We start from the raw sequence: 17,656 nt of genomic DNA, 5'->3' as shown, positions 1-17,656 counted from the left end.
GGCGCCCGACGCATGGATCAATCGTTTCGTTGCGCCACACGCAATGCCGCGTCATCCAGCAACGCTCGCAGCCCCTGAAGGGCCGAGCCAGAGCCTTCGGCTAACAGCGCCTGGATGCGTTGCGCGATTTCGATCAACGGGTCGGCCTGCACCGGCAGGTTCAAATGCTCGGGGAGGATTTCGTCACCGCTGTTTACCAGCAGCGCAAAGTGGATGACGTTTTCCAGTTCACGGGTGTTGCCCGGCCAGCTGTGGCGCTCCAAAACCTGCTGGGCGGCTTCGCTGATCAACGGCACGCCCAGGTTCAGGCGCACGCTGTAGATACCCACGAAATATTCGGCCAGTGAGAGGATATCGCCCGGGCGCTCGCGCAGGGCCGGCAAGGCCAGTTGGCCTTCACTCAGGTAATGGAACAACCGCTCGTTGAACTTGCCGGCGGCCACGGCCTGGGCCAGGTCGATACTGGTGGCGGCTACCAGGCGCACATCCACCGGGCTGGGCTGCTGCGCACCTACCCGGGTGACCTCATGGTTTTCCAGGGCCGCCAGCAGCTTCTGTTGAATGGGCAGCGGCAAGTCGCCGATCTCGTCCAGGTAAAGGGTGCCGCCGTTGGCCGAGCCGAACCAGCCGGCACGGCTGCCCGCCGAGCCACTGTAGGCGCCGGCACTGTAGCCGAACAACTCGGCATCGGCGTAGGTCGGGCTGATGGCGCCACAGTTGACCGACACGAACAGCCCACCACGGTCGCTGGCCCGGTGAATATGACGGGCCAGCAACTCTTTGCCGGTACCGGTCTCGCCGTGGATCAGCACTGGCAGGCTACGCGGCGCCAGGCTTTCCAGTTCCCCACGCAATTGCCGCGAGCGCGGGTCAACGAACACCAGCGCCTTGGCGCGAATGCTCAGCGGGCTTTTGTCAACTTCGGGGAAGGTCAGCAACGGCTGGCCAAAATGTTCAGGTTGAGTCATGACAACACCTTAGGCCCGACGCAAGGCGTGTTGCTCGATACGACCCTGCAGACGGTAGAGATAAGCGAATCCTTGCTCCCAGCGCTGGTGCCCGGACTTGACGTTGATGTGCCCGGCGCCCGTGAGGAAACCGGCCTCGCTGCCCCAGTCACGGGCCATGTCCAGTGCACGAGGCACACTGACGGCCGGGTCGTTGTCGGAGCTGACGATCTGGCTGGGGAACGGCAACAGGTGACGCGGGAGGGGGGCGAAATTGCGCAAGGCCGGGGCGCAGGCAGGCCGCTCTACATCGGCAGGCGCCACCAGCAACGCGCCACGCACCTTGCGCAGCGAAGCCCGGGGCGCATGCTCGGCCCAATGGGCAACAGCGATGCAGCCCAGACTGTGGGCAACCAGAATCACCGGCGTGTCGTCGGCATCGATGGCCTGTTCCAGCGCCCCCACCCAGGCTTCACGCTGGGGGGCATGCCAGTCATCCTGCTCGACCCGGGCGCTGTTGGGCAGGCTGGCCTGCCAGTGGGTTTGCCAGTGGTCCTCTGGCGAACCTTGCCAGCCCGGCACAATCAGATAGCGGGTCGATTCGTTGCGCATGAAATACGCCTCCTGCATCGTTTACGTGGGGTTCAGTATAAAGGCAGGCCATATATTCTTTAAGGAATAAGAAGCTATTTATTAATAACTGATAACGATATGCCTAATTCAGCTCATCGCCGAGGCATTCGAGAACAATTCTCATATATACGAACACTGCAACCAAAAAAACAGGGCCTACACCGCTTTAGAGTGGGCAAACAAAGCGGACACTGGCAATGCCTAGTGTTTCCGGCGGCCGGTGGTGGTGGTTTTGAATGCAAAAAAAAGGGCCGCCCCCTGCCTGAGGAGCGGCCCGAAAAAACCACATCAATGCCTAACGCTTGGTGATGACCGACAACTTGGTGATGCCGGCCTTTTCGATCGAAGCCATCGCCCCCGCCACCTTGCCATACCCCACGCCGTCATCGGCCTGCAGCTGCACGCGCACGTCAGGGTTCTTGGCCTTGGCGGCTTCCAGATTCGATTCCAGCAAGTCGGGCTGCACTTCGTCCTTGTTGATGAAGAACTTGCCGCCACCGTCGATGCTCACCACCAGCGGGTCCTTCTGTTCCACCGGCGCCACCGAGTCGGTCTTGGGCAGGTTGATGGGGATGGAGTTGGTCAGCAGCGGCGCGGTGACGATGAATACCACCAGCAGTACCAGCATCACGTCCACCAGCGGCGTCACGTTGATCTCGCTCAGTACCTCATCACTGTCCTGGGTAGAGAAGGCCATATCAGGACGCCTCCTTCACTTTCTGGCCGCCAGTACCCTGGGCAGTCTTGGTCAGGGCCGGGTGCAGCAGTACGCGGAACGAACTCTTCTGGGCCAGGCTATAGAAGTCATGGGCGAAGTCGTCCAGGTCGGCGACGGTCAGCTTCAGGCGGCGCAGGAAGAAGTTGTAGACCAGTACCGCCGGCACGGCGACGGCAATACCCACGCCGGTGGCAACCAGCGCCGAACCGATGGGGCCGGCAACGGTTTCAAGGCTGGCCGAACCGGCTGCGCTGATACCCTTGAGGGCAGACATGATGCCCCACACGGTGCCGAACAGGCCGATGAACGGCGAGGTGGAGCCGATACTGGCTAGCACGGCCAGGCCGGTTTCCAGCGAACGGCGCTCACGCACGATCTGCTGGCGCAGGGCGCGTTCCAGGCGGTCCTGGTGGTTGATGGCCTGGCTCAGGTCAGCAGCATGGCCGGGTTCACCTACCTGGATCGCGGCATAGCCGGCCTGGGCGACGCGAGCGGCGGCGCCAGGCTGGGTCACGGTCAGTTCGGCCGCCGAGTCGAGGCTCGACGCCGCCCAGAATTGCTTGTGGAACTTGCGGTCCTGGTTCTTCAGGCGACCGAACTGCGTGCCCTTGAGCAGGAACAGGCCCCAGGTGGCGACGGAGAAGACAATCAGCAGCCAGATCACCGCGCCTTCGATGGATGCAAATGGGGAAGCCAATGAACTCATGATGTGTATTCCTTTTGTTAGCGCGAATTAGCGGATCTTGAAGTCGATGGGAACGCTGACCCAGCCGTCCTGGGCAACATCGCCCTGCTTGGCCGGTACGAAGCTCCAACGCTTCACCGCAGCCAGGGCGGCGTCATCGAGCTGATCGCGACCACTGCTTTTCTGAATCTGTATTTCGCCCGGCTTGCCGGTGGCCAGTACATGCACTCGCAACAGCACGGTGCCTTCCCAGTTGCGGCGCATGGCCAGGGCCGGGTATTCAGGCGCCGGGTTATGCAAGTAGCCAGCGTTGGCCGAAGCCGGGGTCACCGGTTTCGGTGCCGGTGGCGCAGGCGGCGCGGGTGGCGTCGGTGCGGCGACCGGTTGTGGCGGCGCGGGTGGCTGCTCTACCGGTTTGGGTACCGGCTTGGGCAGGGGCTTGGCGACCTGCTTGGGTTTGGGTTTTGGCTTGGGCGGCGGCTTGGTGGCCAGTTCGTCCTCCACCGGTGGTGGCGGCTCCACGGGCTGCGCCACCGGTGGTGGCGGCGGCGGTGGAGGCGTTTCAACCACCGGCGGTGCCGGTTGAGAAAACTCGATGGTCATTGGCGGGATTTCTGGTGGCTTGATCGGCAGCGCTTCCAGCGGTTTCTGGCTCAGCCAGTAAATCACCGCGCCATGCAGCACCAGCGCAAACACGCCCAGCAGAATCCCTTCACGCCGGCTCAGTACACCCTTGGGGGTTGTGTGCAGACGCGACTGGACCAGCGGCGCACGGTGCGCTCGGCCCAGGTCGACCAACTCGCCACCGGGCGCCTGGCGCGCGAACGCCTGGGGTGCACTGGCTGCGGTCTGGACATTGCCCATTGTTGTACTCCTGCGGTTTTCAGCGATAACGCGAGGGAGGCCTCGCGAGGCGAATCATCAACGCCATACGCTTAGCTCTTAAAGTAATCTTTAAAGTTATACATATTCTTTTATGGAATATTCAGAACCCCGTTCCTGCTCCACCCCCCGGCCTGCAAGGCCTGTAGCAGAGGGCTGGAAAGGCGATGCCTTGAAGGCATTTGAAATATTCCCCCAAGGCATGGATTTCAGCGGCTGACGCTAGCGTTTTTCAGTGCGGCATCGGGCGCCAGCACGGCTGTTTCAGCATGGGGCGTGCCTTCTGGCACCCAGTCATAGGCCACCGGCAAGGCGCGGTACACCCAGTTACTGATGGCCTCACTGCCTGGCGCCTTGCCTTGGTACGGGCTCACGTACTCCCAGACGATCTCACCCTTGTCGGTGACCTGGAAGAAGCGCCCGTTCATGCCCTCGTCGATCAGGGTGTTGCCGTTGGGCAAGCGCCGGGCGCTGCTGATGAACGAGCTATAGAAGGCCCACGAGGGCTGTTTGGAGCTGGCAGCGGTGTACTGCCACACCACCTGCTGTTTGATCGGGTCAACTTCCAGCACCCGTGAGCCTGGCGTCAGGCCCAAGGGCGCCGACGGGTAGCCAGCGGTACCTTGATTGTCGAACACCAACAGGTTGCCGGCGCCCGGCAAACCGGCAGGAATGATGTGCACGTCATGCTGACCGACAAACTGGTCCAGTGGCCGCGGTACCTGCTGGGCGGTTTTCGGGTTGATGGTCGGCAGGTTCGGGCCCAGGTGCCACACCACCTTGCCGCTGGCCTTGTCGATGATGGCGATGAAGTTGGAGTTGCGTGAATCCAGCAGCAGGTTGTCGGGGGCGAAGCGCTTGTCACCGCCATCGAACCACTTGTTGGGGCCCACCACGCTGAGGTTGTTGATGTGCAGGTAGTCCGGGTTGTCCGTGGCCCGCACCAGCTTCAACTGCGCGGGCGTGAAACCGAACTCGGTGAGGTGGTCACTGGCCAGCCATTGCCATTTCACCTGGCCCTGAGGGTCTACTTCATAGACCACGTCATCGATCAACTGCGGCACCTTGAAACCGGCCACCTTGTGCACCTTGTTGGCCAGCACCAGGGTGTCGCCGTTGCTCAGGCGCCGCTGGTCATGGTGTTGCTGGGCGGCGCCGCCAGGCGCCTTGTCGCCCCACTGCCATACCACCTTGCCATTCCAGTCCAGCTCGCCGACGCTCTGGTTGGCCAGGCCGTTGCCAGCCGCGCCCAGTGGCCCGGGGGCCTTGTCGGACAGCTGCAACAGCACATGGCCGCGCTCGCCGCCCACCAGCTTCGGGTCGATGATGGCCGACGGGAAGCCATTTTGCGGCCAGTTCTTGACCTCGTTGCCATCCATGTCGATCAAGTGGGTCTGCTTGTCGGCACCGGCGAAGATCACGTATTGGTTGTAGGCCTTGGCCGGGTCGTAGCGGGTCACCCCGGTGGGGTAAACGCTGGGTGCGGCCTGGGCCGCCGAGGCAAACACGGCACTGGCGAGCAAGGCAGTCTTGAATGCTTTCATCATCACGCTCCTTTTTTTAGAAGTCATAGCGGGCGGTGACGCCCAGGGTGCGCGGGTCGCCGAGCACGCCGCTGTAGCCGCCGTTACCCTCGGCCCACAGGGTGGTGTAATAGGTCTTGTCGAAGGCGTTCTTCAGCCACAGCGAGACGTCCCACTGGCCCTGGCCGAGGTTGCCGCGAAAGCCGGTGCTGAGGTTGACCAGGCTGTAGCCGGGGATCTGTGCGTAAGCGGAATCTTCCAGGGTGCCCACCGCGTGGGAGCGGTAGGAGTAGCTGCCAGTGACGTACTCTTCCAGGCCGTTATCCCAGTTCCACTTGTATTCGCCGTTGGTGTTGAACACGTACTTCGAGGCGCCCGCCACCTGGTGGCCGGACAGGCTGCACGAGGCCGGTGCTCCGGTTTGCTCGCTGACTTCCGGCGGGCACGGGGCGTCCTTGTAGGACATGTAGCGAACGTCGTTGTACGAGCCGTTGAAGTTCAGGGTCAGGCCCTTGACCGGAATAACCGTGCCGTCCAACTCCAGGCCGCGCGAGCGCACGGTACCGGCGTTGGTCAGGTAGGACACGCGGTTGGTGGCGTCATAGGCGTTGGCCTGGTAACCGTTTACCGTGGTCCAGAACAGGTTGGCGTTGAGCAGCAGGCGACGGTCCCACAGGGTGCTCTTGACGCCCAGTTCCGCGTCGTTGGCGCGCTCGGAACCGATCAGCAGCGAGTCGGCACCGGCAGTGGGCGCACTGCCCACCGCCAGGTTCACGCCACCGGACTTCTCACCGTGGGACAAGGTAGCGTAGCCCATCAAGTCGTCGGTGAAGTGGTAGCTGAGGTTGACCATGCCCGACGGGCTGGCGCTGTACAGGCTGAGGTCGCCAGAGTTGTAGGCACCGGCGCGGGCATTGCGCGACGTCGCCGCAGCGCCGGTCACCGTGGCGCCGCCCACGGGTGCATCACGCTCAACCGTGGCGCTCTTCTCTTCATAGGTTCCGCGGATACCGGCGGTCAGGTCCAGCTTGGGCGTGAGGTGCCAGGTGCCCTGGGCGAACAGCGCGAAGCTGTCGGTGTCGATGTGGCCATAGCCGATGCTGGTGACGTTGGCCAGCGCACCGGTGGGCGTGCCGTTCCAGACATCCGCCTGCGGTCCGTAGTAGGCGAAGGACTTGTTGTCGGTTTTGGAGCCGAAATAGTAGGCACCCAGCACGTAGTCGAACGGCCCGCCCGTGGGCGATGCCAGGCGAAATTCCTGGGACCACTGCTTGTCTTCCACCGACACGCCGGCGTTATAGGACGCGGGCACGTTCAAGCCATCATCGTTGCGCGGGGTGAAATCCCAGAAGCGATAGGAACTGATGGACGTCAAGGTGAAGTCGCTCGGCAGTTTCCAGTTGGCTTCCACCGAGCCGCCACCTTGGTGCACGGTCACGTGCTGGCTGTTGTCCAGGTTGACCTTGCGCGAGCCGGGGTCCACCAGCGTGGCGCCGGCCGCCGCAGCGCGGGTCTCGTAAAGGTTGACGCCATTGACGGTGGGTCCGGTGTTGAACAGCGTGCGGGTACCGGAGCTGGAATCTTCCTCGTTGTAGTCGAGGATGGCGCGCAGGCTGAAGTCTTCGTTGGGCTTGAACAGCAGTTGCCCGCGCACGCCATCACGCTCGCCACCGCCCAGCTTGTGGCCATTGTCTTCGTTGGTGATGGTGCCGCCGCTGTCGCTGCGGTACACCGACAGGCGCCCGGCCAGTTCGTCGGTGATGGGGCCGGAAATGGTGCCCTTGGTCTGCACGTAACCGTGCTCGCCCACCGAACTTTCGATGGTGCGCTCGGGGGTAAAGCTAGGCGCACGGGTGGTGATGTTGATCACCCCCGCCGTGGTGTTCTTGCCGAACAGCGTGCCTTGCGGGCCGCGCAGCACGGCCAGCTGGTCGATGTCCATCAGGTCGAACACGGCCATGCCCGGGCGGCCCAGGTAGACGTTGTCGATGTACAGGCCCACGCTGCCTTCCAGGCCGTCACTGGCCGGGTTGTTACCCAGGCCACGGATGGACACGCTGGACTGACGCGCATGCATGAAGGCCACGTTGACACTGGGTACCAGTTGCTGCAGGTCCTGAATGCGGTAAACGTGCTGGCTTTCCAGGGTGGCTCCGTCGACGGTGCTGATCGGCGTGGGCACGTCCTGGGCACTTTCCTCACGGCGCCGGGCGGTCACGGTCACGGTCTTGAGGTGGGTGCCGTCATCCTTGGCCTGGGTAGCCGGCGTGTCCTGGGCGGCGGGCGTTGTTTCATCCGCCGCATGGGCCAGGGAAAAACCGGCGCAACCGGCCAGCAACAACGCCAGTGGCAGGCGCTTGAGCCGCCTCGCGGAAGTGGGGACTACAGAACGTGGACGACTCATGACGCGGCTCCTGAGTGAAGGAATCGGGGGAGCGACGAACAAGGCGCGCTCTCTCCGCATATTCCTTTCTGTTATTTACATATGTTTTTCTAGAGATTTACTGCATAAGTGATTGCCTTTATAAGGAGTGCACCGGATGCATAGCAAATGCATTTGCCCGATACTTTTAATGTGAAAAATGCATATAGACCTGCGCCAACTTCGTCACCTGATTGCCCTGGCCGAACACCGCAGCTTCGTCGCTGCCGCAGTGGCGGTTAACCTGTCGCAATCGGCCTTCAGCCGCAGCATCCAGGCGCTGGAACACAGCGTGGGCTGCCAATTGGTGGACCGTGGCCGCAAGGAACTGCCGCCCACCAAGCAGGGCCAGGTGGTGCTCGAACATGCACGCCGGCTGGTCAGCGGCGCACGCCAACTGAGCAACGAGATCAGCCAGTTCAATGGCCTGGAGGCCGGCGAATTGCGTTTCGGCTGCGGCCCGGCGCCCGCCTCGGGGTTGGTGCCCAGCGCCATTGCCAGCTTCATCAGCCGTTACCCCAAGGCCCGCGTGCAGTTCCAGGTGGATGACTGGCACAGCCTGAGCAAGCGCCTGCTCAGCGAGGAGTTCGAATTCTTCGTCGCCGACACCCGCCAGTTCGAGGCCGACCCCGACTACCACACCCACCGCCTGCGCCCGCGCAAATGGCATTTCTGCTGCCGCGCGGGGCACCCGTTGGCGCAACTGCAAACCGTCAACGCCGAACAGTTGCTTAGCTACCCGCTGGCCGCCACCCTGCGCCCGCCGAACCTGCGCAAGGTGCTGGCCGACCTCAGCGGCCGGCCGGATTTCAGCGCCAATGTGGAGTGCGAAAGCAGCTATGCGTTGCTTAGCGTGGTGCTGCGCTCGGACGCCATCGGCATTTGCGGCACCTACAGTGACGCCCTGCAAACAGCCCGTGGCGAGTTGGTGCGCTTGCGTATAAAAGGGCTGGATGAACAGCGCGATGAGTTGTTCACCCGTTACGGCATCGTCAGCCGCGCAGGGTATCGGTTGTCGCCGCTGGCTGAAGCGATGATCGAGGAGATCAAGCGGGTGGATGTTCAGGATGAAACGGTGGATACCTACAACATCCACAACCTGGCCGTTTAGATGCCCGCACCTGTGGGATCGGGCGCCGGACATCCGGCTCTGCCCGCGAAAAGAGCCCTGCGATTGGGCCGTCACGGCGCGGTGTGCTCTTCGCGGGTAGAACCCGCTCCCACAGAATCAACAAGGCGCGTGCCTGGCATGCATTTCATGCATACAAAGTATTCATTGAATGCGCTTGCCGAATACCCCTACCTGATCGCGAAATAGTCGCTATTTCAGTGACTTGCGCAATCAGGAAGGCCTATGAAAAAGTTCTTCAAACCACTGCTCGGCTTAGTGTTGGCCGGCCTGCTGGGCCAGGCTCAGGCAGCCGATCCCGTGACCATTCGCATCGGCTCGCCCGACCAGGGCGCCGGCAGCACGCCGTTCATTGCCGGCCCGGTGGGCCTGGCGCATATCCGGAAGCAGCTGGAAAACGAGTTTGCCGCCGACGGCGTGAAAGTGGAGTGGCACTTCTTCAAAGGCGCCGGCCCCGCCGTCAACGAAGCACTGGCCAATCAGCAATTGGACTTCGCCTGGCTGGGTGATCTGGCAGCCATTATCGGGCGCTCCAGCGGCCTGCAAACCCGCCTGTTGCTGGGTGCGCGCGGCGCCAACACCTACCTTGCGGTAACGCCCACCTCGAACATCCACAGCCTTGCCGACCTCAAAGGCAAGCGCGTGGCGGTGTACCGAGGTACCGCCGACCAGTTGTCGTTCGCCCGTGCCCTGGAGAGCCAGGGCCTGAAGGAACGCGACCTGCAAATCATCAGCCTGGACTGGAGCGCTTCGCGCGCCGCCCTGGCCAGCGGTCAGATCGACGCCACTTGGTCAGGCATGGGCATCCTGGCTCTGGACAAGCAGTGCATCCAGTTCCCGCTCAGCACCAAGCAGCTGCCACGCCTGGCCACTACCCAGGCCGGCCTGGTCGCCACCCAGGACTTCATCGACAAGCACCCCAACCTGACCCAGCGCCTGATCAATGTGCTGGTCAAGAACGCGGCCTACCTCACCGAGCCGCAAAACCAGGCGCCCTACAACCAGCTGATGGCTGAGCAGAGCGCCATTCCTGCGCAACTGTTTGAGCAAGAAAGCGCAGGCGATGACCTGAAGTTCCGCGACTCGCCACGCATAGACCCATTCCTGCGCGCCAGCCTGCAAAACAGCATCGACCAGGCCAAGACCCTGGGCCTGATTCGTCGCCCCTTCACTGCCGCCGACTGGGTGGAGCCTCGCTTCGTCGACGCCGCCGTGCAGCAGCAGAAACTCGACACCCTGTGGCCCGCCTTCGACGCCACCGGCAAAGCCCTCTGATTCCAGGTACCGACCATGACTGCCATCAAGAACGTGCTGTACATCATGTGCGACCAACTGCGTCGCGATTACCTGTCGTGCTACGGCCACCCGCACCTGCACACGCCCAACATCGACCGCCTGGCCGACGCCGGCGTGCGCTTTAGCCGCGCCTATACCCAGGGCACCATCTGCGGGCCGTCGCGCATGTCGGCCTATACCGGGCGCTACGTCAGCAGCCATCAGGTGGCGTGGAATGCCGTGCCGCTGCCGCTGGACGAGCTGACCATCGGCGACTACCTGCGCCCGGCCGGTATCCGCACCGCGCTGGTAGGCAAGACTCACGCCACGCCCAACACCGATGCCCAGCAGCGCCTGGCCATGGCGCCGGACAGCTCCCGGGCCGAACAGCTCAACGAAGTGGGCTTCGAGCCCTACGTGCGCCATGACGGCCTGTTCCCCCACGACCCTATATTCGACGGCAAGCGCGAAAGCGCACCCTACACCCATTACCTGCGCAAGCTCGGCTACGCCGGCGTCAACCCCTGGCACGACTGGGCCAATGCCGCCGAAGGCGACAATGGCGAGATTCTCAGCGGCTGGAAAATGCGCAACTCGCACCTGCCGGCGCGGGTGCCCGAGCAGCACTCGGAAACGGTCTACACCACTGACCGGGCCATGGACTTCATCAGCGAACAGGGCGAGCAACCCTGGTGCCTGCACCTGTCCTATATCAAGCCGCACTGGCCCTACATTGCCCCGGCGCCGTACCACGCGCTGTACGGCCACCACCAGGTGCTGGCAGCCGTGCGCCCGGCCCCGGGCGAAGAGAACGACCACCCGGTGTACAACGCCTTTCGCCAGCACGAAGAGAGCCGCAACTTCTCCCGCGAGGAGGTGCGCCTGAACGTGATTCCGACTTACATGGGCCTGATCAAGCAGGTGGACGACCAGTTGGGGCGGCTGTTCGATTTCCTGCAAAGCAACGGCCGTTGGGATGACACGCTGATCGTATTCACCAGCGACCACGGCGATTATCTGGGTGACCACTTCCTGGGCGAAAAGGAGTTCTTGCTGGAACCTGCCGTGGGTGTGCCACTGATTGTGCGCGACCCGCGTGCCGAGGCCGATGTCACCCGCGGCACGGTGGACCACCGGCTGGCCGAGACCATCGACGCGCTGCCCACATTTCTCGACGCCCTGGGCTTGCCGCCGGCAGACCACCGCCTGGAAGGCCGCTCGCTGATCCCGTTGCTGCATGGCCAGCAACCGCTGTGGCGCGAATACGCGGTGGCCGAATACGATTATGCGTTCCAGGCCCCGGCCCGCGAGCGGCTGGCGCAGCCGATTGACCGTTGCCGCATGTACATGGTGCGCAGTGAACGCTTCAAATACCTGGCCTACGACGGCTATCGCCCGCAGTTGTTCGACCTGGAAAATGACCCGAACGAGCTGCACGACCTGGGCACAGACCCGGGTTACGCCAGTGTGCGTGAGCAGCATCAGGGGTATTTGTTCGATTGGCTGCGCGGGCTGAAGCGACGCACCACCATCAGCAACCGCGAGATCGACCTGCGCGGCCAGCGTTTCCGCTACGGCGAGCCGGAAGAAGAAAAACTGGTGCCTATCGGCGTCTGGTAATTAACGTTGTGGGAGCTGGCTTGCCAGCGAGCTTTTGCGGCCCGAACACCTCGCTGGCAAGCCAGCTCCCACGCCAGCCCCTACAACCCGCGGGTGGTCACGCTACGCTGCCCCGCCACACCCACCGGCACCTCGCCCTGCAAGGTCACCCGGCGCACGATGCGTTCCTGGGTGCCGTAGTCGTCCACTGCGTAATGCTGGGTAGCGCGGTTGTCCCAGATGGCCACATCACCGGTATTCCAGCGCCAGCGCACGGTGTTTTCCAGGCGTACCACGTGGCTTTGCAGAATGCCGAACAGGTGCGCCGAATCGGCCGCCGAATAGCCCTTGATACGCTTCACGAAATGCCCCAGCAGCAGGGTCTTCTCGCCGCTGACAGGGTGCACACGCACTACCGGGTGCTCGGTCTCGAATACGGTGGAGGTAAACACCTTGCGGTAGTTCTCCAGCTTCTCGGCCGACACGTCCGGCTTGGCCGAGGCATAGTCATATTCGTTGCTGTGCACGGCCCACAGCTTGTCGGCCAGTTCCTGCAGGGGCGCAGGCAATTCGTTGTAGGCCGCCGCAGTGTTGGCCCATACGGTATCGCCCCCGGCCACCGGGGCAATCACCGAGCGCAGGATGGACGCCTTGGGGTAGGCGTCGACGAAGGTCACGTCGGTGTGCCACGAGTTGGCACGCTGGCCATCGGCGCCGCTCAGTTGCATCAGGTAGCGGGTACCGTCGCGCACCGGCACGGTGGGGTGGGCAATCGGCTCGCCGAGCAGGTGGGCGAAGGCTTCCTGGCTCTGGTCGTCCAGGTGCCCCTGATCACGGAAAAAGATCACCTTGTACTGCACCAGCGCAGCCTGAATGGCGGCCACGGTAGCGGCATCCACATCGGCGCCCAGCTTGATCCCGCGGATTTCGGCACCGATGCGGCCAGCCACCGGGTGAATATCCAACGCAACGGCGGTGGAGTTTGTAGCGAGTGCGGCATTGCTCATGGTTCGACCCTCTTCTCTCTATGCATATAAGTATTGGTTCTAGATAAATCACCAATGCTTCGTTGACGGAATAAGAGCTTGCATTTAAAACCTCAACCCACTCGCTGTGCCAATACCTTCGACCTATTTTTCAAATGCCGGGAATGCATATGGATCTGCGCCAACTGCGGTACTTCATCGCCCTCACCGAACACCGCAGTTTTGTGCGTGCCGCCGATGCCATGGGCATCACCCAGCCGGCGTTCAGCCGCAGCATCCAGGGCCTGGAACAGGAGTTCGGCTGCGTGCTGGTGGACCGCGCCAACAAGGATCTGCGGCCCACGCCGGAAGGCCAGGTGGTGCTGCAACACGCATTGAGCCTGGTTCAGGGCGCAGCGCTGCTGGCCAGCGAAGTGACGCAGATGACCAAGCTCGACGCCGGCGAGTTGCGCTTCGGTTGCGGCCCGGCGCCGGCGGTACGTTTGGTGCCCCAGGCAGTGTCGAATTTCGTTCGCGCCCACCCGAAGGTGCGGACTTTTTTCGAGGTCAACAATTGGGAAAAACTGAGCCGGGCGCTGAGCCGCGAGGAGATCGAATTCTTCATCGCCGACATCCGCCACTTCGAGGCCGACCCCAACTTCCAGACGCAGCCGCTTACCCCCAAGCGCGGCGCGTTCTTTTGCCGCCCGGGGCACCCGCTGCTGGCCAAGGAAAGCCTGTCCACCAACGACATGTTCGACTACCCACTAGCCGCCACGCTGATTCCACCGGGCATTCGCAAGCTACTGGCCAACCTCAGCGGCAAGACCGACTTCAGCCCGCACATCGAGACCGAACACATGCCTTCGCTGGTGAAGATCGTGCTCGACTCGGACGCCATCGGCCTGTGCACCGAAGAAGGCTTTGACGAGGATGGCGGTGCCCGGCAACTGGTGCGCCTGCACTGGCGCAACTTGCCGCAAAACCTGGAAAGCCTCAGTGCCCGCTGCGGCATCGTCAGCCGCATGGGCTACCGGCTGTCACCGGCGGCACGGGCGATGATCGACACCATCGTACAGATCGATACGCAGCCTGCGGTCAAGGCTGGCTGATACCCCACCGCCTGGGTGCATACACCTTGAAGCCCGGAGCTGCCGACATCAACGGGCTAGCCAATCGCTAACCTTGAACGGCTTGCGGATCAGCCGCTGCTGCGCCGCCAAGTCCACCGACGCTTGCAGGGTGCCGAGGAATTGTGGGTCCAGGGTCGACGGGAAAACTTCGCTCAAGCGGTCGCCCTTCAAGTCCTGGGCCAGGATGGCCGGCGGATAGCTCGCGACCTGTGACACCAATTGCACGTAGGCGTCCTTGTTGTCGTCCTGGGTCAACCACTGCACCGCCGAACCCTGAGCTTTGAGCAGGCGGGCGACAATGTCGGGGTGGGCGTCGACGAACGCGCCGCTGCCCACCAGCACGCTCTGGATGCTGCCGGCGCCGCCCAGGTCCTTGGTGGTCAGCGGCAGTTCGGCCAGCCCCTTCTGCTGCAGTACGATCACGCTGTTCAAGCCCCAGGTGGCATCAATCTGCTTGGCGGCCAGGGCCGACTGGGCCGCGCTGTAATCCAGGCTCACCACCTTCAGGTCCTTCTCGCTCAAGCCCTGGCTGGCCAGCGCGGCATCAAATGAAAGCTGGCTGGCGGTACCGCGGAAAATACCCACGCGCTTGCCCTTCAAGTCTTGCAGGGTCTTGATGCCCGAGCCCGGCTGCACCGCCAGGTACTGCTTGATGCCGCGCGCGGTGGCGCTGAGCAAGCGGGTGTCCAGGCCATTGGACTTGCCAATGATGGCCGCCAGGTCGCCCAGGTAGGCGAAGTCCACCTGGCCATTGGCAAAGGCTTCGTTGATCACCGGACCGGCGCCCTTGAAGAACTGCCATTGCACGGTGATGCCGTCGGCGGCGAAGGCCTTTTCCAGCAGCTGTTGCTGGCGCAACACGTCGACCACGCCACCGCCACTGTGCTCGGTACCCGCGCTGAGGTCAGGCACGGCAATACGGATTTCCTTCACTACATCGGCATGGCTGAACAGCGGCGTGCAGGCCAGCAAGGCAGGCAGAGCGAAACGGCTGACCACGCGGGTTAGGGCTTTTTTCATTGGAATGTGCTCCTGGCTCAGTCTCGGAAGGCGCTCAGTCAGACATATCCAGCTGATTTCATTAAATACTATAAATTCACATTTTAGTTACTTTATGGAATAAGCACGACTCAGACAGGTTGTCAGCACGCCATGCATTGAGCGCATGGAAAATATTCTTCGAATGCATTGGATGCGGAAGGCGTGCAGGCCTTAAATGGCCGTCTTATCTCCATATAGCACACATAAAATTCCTGTTATATCCGATAGGAATATATAAATAGCCCGCTGCAGTAGCCGACAACGGAGGTCTGATATGGCCCGAGATTCACTCCTCAGCCTGCCCCTGACAAAACCCCAGGCGTCCCCTCGACGCTTGGGCGCCGGGGTAGGCCAACGCCTGCAGGCCTTCTACCTGCCCGTGGCGATCTTCGCCTTGTGGTGGCTGGCTAGCCGCAACCACTGGATGAGCGAGCAGATACTGCCCGCCCCCTCGCTGGTGTGGCAAAGCACCCTGGAACTGGCCGGCGGCGACCTGCCGGTGAACCTGTGGATCAGCTTGCAACGGCTGTTCTGGGGCCTGCTGGCAGGCATCACCGGCGGCGCCGTGCTGGGCGCCTGGTTGGGGTTCAGCCGCCGGGCCGAACGCCTGGTATTGCCAACCTTCACAGCCTTGGCACAAATCCCGACGCTGGCGTGGATTCCACTGTTCATGGTGTTTTTCGGCATAGGCGAACTGCTCAAGCTGGTGGTACTGATCAAGGCCATCGTCGTGCCCGTGACCCTGCACACGCTGGTAGGCGTGCGTGATGCCCAGCCACGGCTGCGCGAAGCAGCAGCCGTGCTGCGCTTGCCGCCACGGTTGCTGATCCGGCGCCTGGTGCTGCCGGCCGCGCTGCCCTCGTTCATGGCCGGCGTGCGCCTGGCGCTGGCGGCGGGCTGGTCGTCGCTGCTGGCCGTCGAACTGTTGGCGTCCAGCGAAGGCATTGGCTACCTGATGGTATGGGCGCGGCAACTGTTTATGCTCGACATCGTGTTTGTCTGCGTGGTGGTGATCGGTGTCATCGGCCTGGCCATGGACAAGGGCATCGGCCTGCTCGACCGCAAACTGGTGCACTGGCCCCACGCGGCCACGGCCGCCCTGCCGCGCACCGCCGATGCCCGCGGCCTGGACCGACTGACGCCGTGGCTGTTACCCGCCGCGCTGTTGCTGGTGTGGCAACTGGCGAGCCAGTTGCAGTGGGTAGACCCCAACATCCTCGCCTCGCCCCTGGCCGTGGTGCACACCACCTGGGCCGGGCTGGCGGACGGCTCGCTGCTCACGGCCATGGGCCTGAGCCTGGGCCGCACGCTGGGCGGTCTGATACTGGGCGGCGGCCTGGGTTTTGCGCTGGGCTTGCTGCTGGGCCTGTCCGACACCTGCAACCGCCTGCTCAACCCGAGCCTGTCGGCATTGCGCCAGATCGCCATTTTTGCCTGGGTACCGCTGATCACCGCCTGGTTCGGCCTGGGCGAGCCGGCCAAGTGGGTATTCGTGGCCCTGGCCGCGTTCTTCCCGCTGTTCATCGCCACCCACCGCAGTGTCGCCAACCTGTCACCGCAACTGGCCGAGGCCGCCCAGGTTTTGCGCCTCAGCCTTTTCCAGCGGCTGCGGCGGCTAGTGCTGCCGGGTGCGGCACCGGGGATTTTCGCCGGGCTGCGCCTGAGCTTGATCTACGCCTGGCTGGGCACGATTGGCGCCGAGTATTTCATGCCGTCCAACGGCGGCATCGCCAGCCTGATGATTGGCGCCCAGCAACTGATGCGCATGGACCTGATCATGAGCGGCATGCTCCTGGTCGGCATCACCGGCGCCCTGCTCAACGCCCTCGGGCAACGCATTGAAGCGCGCGCCACGCGCTGGAGACACGCATGAACGCACTCACCTCCCCGATTGTCAGCTTCAACCATGTGGGCAAACTGTTCGAAGTGGACGGCGGCAGCCTGGAAGCCATCCGCGAATTCAACCTGCAGATCGCCGAGGGCGAGTTCGTCGCCATCGTCGGCTCCAGCGGCTGTGGCAAGTCCACCCTGCTGCGCCTGTTGATTGGCCTGGACACAGAGTTTCGCGGCGAGATTCAGGTGGACGGCAGGCCCGTGACCGGCATCGGCAGCGAACGCGGCATCGTGTTCCAGGAACACCGGCTGTTCCCGTGGCTGACCGTGGAAGAAAACATTGGCCTGGGCCTGGTGAACGAGCCGCTCAGCAACGAGCAGCGCCAGCGCCGAGTGCACGACTTCATCGACCTGGTGGGCCTCAAGGACTTCACCCGTGCCTACCCGCACCAGCTGTCCGGCGGCATGGCCCAGCGCGTGGCCATTGCCCGCGGCCTGGTGGCCAGCCCGCGCATCCTGTTGCTGGACGAACCCTTCGGCGCCCTCGACGCCCTGACCCGCCAGCAGATGCAGGACGAGCTGCTGGCGATTCGCGAACGCGCGCGCATCACCACCATCCTGGTGACCCACGACGTGGAAGAGGCGATTTTCCTGGCCGACCGCGTGGTGGTGATGGAACCGCGCCCGGGGCGCATCAAGCGCGTGGTCGATATCGACCTGCCGCACCCGCGCCAGCGCAGCAGCTTCGATTTTCACCAGTTGCGTGAAGAGTTGCTGCACGAACTGACCAGCGACGATCACTACGTCGCCCCCAACCCCGTGCAGATTCGCGATCTGCACCCGGCCTTCATCGCTTGCTGAGAAAGGAACC

The 17,656-nt window shown here is 63.2% G+C and carries 15 protein-coding genes; 6 read left to right on the top strand and 9 right to left on the bottom strand.

Translation table 11 applies throughout. The annotated features are described in order from the left end of the window. Window positions 1–17 precede the first annotated feature (17 nt). The 7 genes from PMM47T1_RS00245 to PMM47T1_RS00215 all read right to left on the bottom strand — a co-directional run bounded on the left by PMM47T1_RS00245 (window position 18) and on the right by PMM47T1_RS00215 (window position 7,792). On the bottom strand, window positions 18–968 hold the full coding sequence (locus PMM47T1_RS00245) for a sigma 54-interacting transcriptional regulator (protein ID WP_008364657.1): 951 nt from the start codon (window positions 966–968) through the stop codon (window positions 18–20). A gap of 9 nt (window positions 969–977) precedes the next feature. Continuing rightward, complete coding sequence (locus tag PMM47T1_RS00240; protein WP_008364656.1) at window positions 978–1,559, bottom strand: alpha/beta hydrolase; 582 nt, start codon at window positions 1,557–1,559, stop codon at window positions 978–980. Between the two features lie 316 nt (window positions 1,560–1,875). Beyond that, window positions 1,876–2,277 (bottom strand): ExbD/TolR family protein, encoded by a 402-nt coding sequence (locus tag PMM47T1_RS00235; protein ID WP_008364655.1) that lies wholly within the window; start codon window positions 2,275–2,277, stop codon window positions 1,876–1,878. Between the two features lies 1 nt (window position 2,278). Then, window positions 2,279–3,004, bottom strand: coding sequence for a MotA/TolQ/ExbB proton channel family protein (locus PMM47T1_RS00230; RefSeq protein ID WP_008364653.1), 726 nt, complete (start codon window positions 3,002–3,004; stop codon window positions 2,279–2,281). 27 nt (window positions 3,005–3,031) lie between these two features. Further along, a complete protein-coding gene (locus PMM47T1_RS00225) occupies window positions 3,032–3,847 on the bottom strand; it encodes an energy transducer TonB (protein ID WP_008364652.1) in 816 nt (271 codons plus the stop codon). 227 nt (window positions 3,848–4,074) lie between these two features. Continuing rightward, complete coding sequence (locus PMM47T1_RS00220) at window positions 4,075–5,409, bottom strand: aryl-sulfate sulfotransferase (RefSeq protein WP_008364650.1); 1,335 nt, start codon at window positions 5,407–5,409, stop codon at window positions 4,075–4,077. Between the two features lie 16 nt (window positions 5,410–5,425). Further along, window positions 5,426–7,792 (bottom strand): TonB-dependent receptor, encoded by a 2,367-nt coding sequence (locus PMM47T1_RS00215; RefSeq protein ID WP_008364648.1) that lies wholly within the window; start codon window positions 7,790–7,792, stop codon window positions 5,426–5,428. A 178-nt stretch (window positions 7,793–7,970) separates the two neighbouring features. Here PMM47T1_RS00215 and PMM47T1_RS00210 point away from each other — a divergent pair, with 178 nt between their 5' ends. The 3 genes from PMM47T1_RS00210 to PMM47T1_RS00200 all read left to right on the top strand — a co-directional run bounded on the left by PMM47T1_RS00210 (window position 7,971) and on the right by PMM47T1_RS00200 (window position 11,834). After that, on the top strand, window positions 7,971–8,921 hold the full coding sequence (locus PMM47T1_RS00210) for a LysR family transcriptional regulator (RefSeq protein WP_008364646.1): 951 nt from the start codon (window positions 7,971–7,973) through the stop codon (window positions 8,919–8,921). 243 nt (window positions 8,922–9,164) lie between these two features. Next, complete coding sequence (locus PMM47T1_RS00205) at window positions 9,165–10,214, top strand: ABC transporter substrate-binding protein (protein ID WP_008364644.1); 1,050 nt, start codon at window positions 9,165–9,167, stop codon at window positions 10,212–10,214. Window positions 10,215–10,229: 15 nt separating this feature from the next. After that, on the top strand, window positions 10,230–11,834 hold the full coding sequence (locus PMM47T1_RS00200) for an alkaline phosphatase family protein (RefSeq protein WP_008364643.1): 1,605 nt from the start codon (window positions 10,230–10,232) through the stop codon (window positions 11,832–11,834). A gap of 80 nt (window positions 11,835–11,914) precedes the next feature. Here the strand turns inward: PMM47T1_RS00200 and PMM47T1_RS00195 are convergent, their stop codons facing one another. Continuing rightward, on the bottom strand, window positions 11,915–12,820 hold the full coding sequence (locus PMM47T1_RS00195; RefSeq protein WP_008364641.1) for a TauD/TfdA dioxygenase family protein: 906 nt from the start codon (window positions 12,818–12,820) through the stop codon (window positions 11,915–11,917). A 149-nt stretch (window positions 12,821–12,969) separates the two neighbouring features. Here PMM47T1_RS00195 and PMM47T1_RS00190 point away from each other — a divergent pair, with 149 nt between their 5' ends. Further along, window positions 12,970–13,890, top strand: coding sequence for a LysR family transcriptional regulator (locus PMM47T1_RS00190; protein WP_008364639.1), 921 nt, complete (start codon window positions 12,970–12,972; stop codon window positions 13,888–13,890). A 48-nt stretch (window positions 13,891–13,938) separates the two neighbouring features. Here the strand turns inward: PMM47T1_RS00190 and PMM47T1_RS00185 are convergent, their stop codons facing one another. Next, window positions 13,939–14,931: an ABC transporter substrate-binding protein gene (locus PMM47T1_RS00185; RefSeq protein ID WP_008364637.1), complete on the bottom strand. Its 993-nt coding sequence runs from the start codon at window positions 14,929–14,931 to the stop codon at window positions 13,939–13,941. A gap of 295 nt (window positions 14,932–15,226) precedes the next feature. Here PMM47T1_RS00185 and PMM47T1_RS00180 point away from each other — a divergent pair, with 295 nt between their 5' ends. Both PMM47T1_RS00180 and PMM47T1_RS00175 read left to right on the top strand, forming a co-directional pair. Continuing rightward, entirely contained in the window at window positions 15,227–16,825 is a 1,599-nt protein-coding gene (locus PMM47T1_RS00180) for an ABC transporter permease (protein ID WP_043300588.1), read from the top strand. Continuing rightward, on the top strand, window positions 16,822–17,646 hold the full coding sequence (locus PMM47T1_RS00175) for an ABC transporter ATP-binding protein (protein ID WP_008364632.1): 825 nt from the start codon (window positions 16,822–16,824) through the stop codon (window positions 17,644–17,646). Before PMM47T1_RS00180 ends, PMM47T1_RS00175 begins: the two co-directional genes overlap by 4 nt. Window positions 17,647–17,656 lie beyond the last annotated feature (10 nt).

It is taken from the genome of Pseudomonas sp. M47T1, from assembly GCF_000263855.1.
GTDB lineage: Bacteria > Pseudomonadota > Gammaproteobacteria > Pseudomonadales > Pseudomonadaceae > Aquipseudomonas.
Note: the sequence above shows the minus strand (reverse complement) of the source record. Positions and strands in the feature narration are given on the sequence as shown.